This is a genomic window from Ancylothrix sp. D3o (genome assembly GCF_025370775.1).
Lineage (GTDB): Bacteria > Cyanobacteriota > Cyanobacteriia > Cyanobacteriales > Oscillatoriaceae > Ancylothrix.
On sequence record NZ_JAMXEX010000012.1, the window covers coordinates 61,350 to 63,890 of the forward strand.

Sequence of the window (2,541 nt, forward strand, 5' to 3'; positions counted from 1 at the left end):
AGGGTGCCGGTGGCTGGATCATAAGTGCCGGTGATGCCATTTTGGGCTGTAAAATTCAGCACATCTTCTGCTTGGAAGTTTGTAATGCTGACTGTTGCGCTACTCAGGTTTGTTGAGTCTGCATCTGTAATAGTTATTCCTGCATCTATCGCTATTGCTGCACTATTTTCTGTGTAGGTTAATGCTGTGGCTGTGGCTGTGAGTGCCGGTGTATCATTAGCAGCAGTAATATTTAGTGTGCGTGTTGCAGCCACACTATTTGATGTCCCATCATTAACACTAAAACTCAGTGTTCTTGCAGTTGTATTTGGGTTTTCTGAGGTGTTTTGATAAGTGATTGATTGCAGCGCTGTTTGATATTGTGCAATTGTGGCATTTCCTGTCAAAGTTAAGATGCCGGTGGCTGGATCATAAGTGCCGGTGATGCCATTTTGTGCGGTAAAATTCAGCACATCTTCTGGTTGGAATCCTGTTATGCTGACTGTTGCGCTACTCAGGTTTGTTGAGTCTGCATCGGTAACAGTTATTCCTGCATCTATTGCTATTGCTGCACTATTTTCTGTGTAGGTTAATGCTGTGGCTGTGGCTGTGAGTGCCGGTGTATTATTCACCGCTGTAATATTAACTGTTTTCGTCGCTGCGCTACTCGGAGTTATGCCATCATCGACAACAAAACTAATGATTCGCGCTGTCGTACTGGGGTTATTACTTGTGTTTTGATAAGTAATAGATTGCAGTGCGGCTTGATATTCTCCAACCGTTGCATTGCCGGTTAGGCTGAGAGTGCCATTGCTATAAGTGGCGGTGATATTTGCAGTATTCGTAAAGGCAAGTACATCTTCTCCTGCTACAAAACCGCTACTAATAGAAACCGTTGCACTACTCAGGTTTGCTGAGTCTACATCTATCACAGTAATGTCTGCATCAATAACTGTTGCAGCAGCATTTTGTGTGTAACTTAATGCTGTGGCTGTGGTTGTGATTGCCGCTGCATCATTTACAGCGTTTACGGTAATATTAAATCCCTGACTATTAAAATCAATTCCATCATCAATATCAATTGCAACCGCCCCCATTCCTGACTGATTGGGCGCTGGGGTTATCGTTGCGCTGTAGTTATTCCCCCCCAAATCATTAATCACAATATTTTCATCAGGAATTAGCGTTTGATCGCTAGAAATTGAACTCAAGTTAAATGGCCCCTCACTATCCCCATCCGTGACTGTAAAATTAATTGTCAGTACCCCATCTTCATCTACAGTTTGGGCCGGAATAATGCTAATTTGTGGAGCATCATTTATCGGTGTTACAGTGAAATCAAATGTGTGCTGGTTGGTATTTGCGCCATCGCTAACCGTCACCGTAATTGTTGTATTTCCAGATTGATCAGCAGCCGGTTGTAAAACTAAATTACGCGAAGCACCGGCCCCATTAAACGTAATATTTCCATCTGGAAGTAACGTTTGATTTCCCGAAGTTGCTGTCACTGTCAGCGTATTAACATCAGTGTCAATGTCGTCCAAAGTAATCGGAATCGATCTAATATTATCTTCTTCAGTAATTTGGTTGCCAATTATATCAATAGTTGGTGCATCATTATCTGGAGTAACGGTAATATCAAAAGTTTGCTGGCTACTCGCTATGCCATCATTTACATCAATTGTGATCGTAGCTGTTCCCGACTGATTTGCAGCAGGAGTCACAATGATGCTACGGTTTGCCCCAGTTCCCGAAAATTGAATATTCCCATCAGGAATTAATGCTGCGTTAGATGATGTTCCCGTTAAAATCAGCGCATCAACAGGTGTTTCTACATCACCAATTGTAAAAGAAAGCGGGAGAGTTGCGGTTTCTTCTGTCGTGTTTTGATTGGCAATGCTAGTAATAGTTGGTAGGTCATTTACCGAGTTGACAGTAAAGTTAAAGCTTTGCTGTTGATTGGCAATGCCATCGCTTACATCTATAGTAACTGTTGCTGTCCCAAATTGATTATCATTTGGTCTCAGGCTGAGAGTACGGTTTGCACCGGTGCCGGTGATAACAATGTTGCTATTCCCTATGAGTGCCGAGTTCGATGAAATTGCCGTTATCGTAAGATTTTCTGGGCTAGTTTCTGCATCCCCAATTGTGAAGGTTATCCCACTTAAAGCGACATCTTCATCTGTACTTTGATCATTGATAGGCGTGATTGTTGGTGGTGTGTTGGGGATGGTTTCATCAATATCATTGACATCTAGTGTTAAGGCTTTTTGGAAGGTATTACCGACGCTATCGGTAACTTCCACAACGATTTGATGATTGGCTGCCGTTTCAAAGTCTAATAAGGCACTATTCCCGACTTTGAGTTGTGTTCCATCAATGATAAACCGGCCTTCGGCATCATTTAATAACCTGTAAGTATGAGTTTCTGTTCGGTCAGCATCGACGGTTGATAAGATGCCAATGACGATACCGCTGGCGCTATTTTCATTGACAGATGCGCCGGTGAGGGTAATGTCTGTTGGTGCTTGGTTGGCCGGTGTCGGATCTGGTGTGGGATCT

At 43.0% G+C, this 2,541-nt stretch carries 1 protein-coding gene; it reads right to left on the reverse strand.

Annotation, left to right across the window (positions count from 1 at the left end):
- A partial coding sequence (locus tag NG798_RS18820; protein ID WP_261225332.1) for an S-layer family protein occupies positions 1 to 2,541 on the reverse strand: 2,541 nt, incomplete at both ends.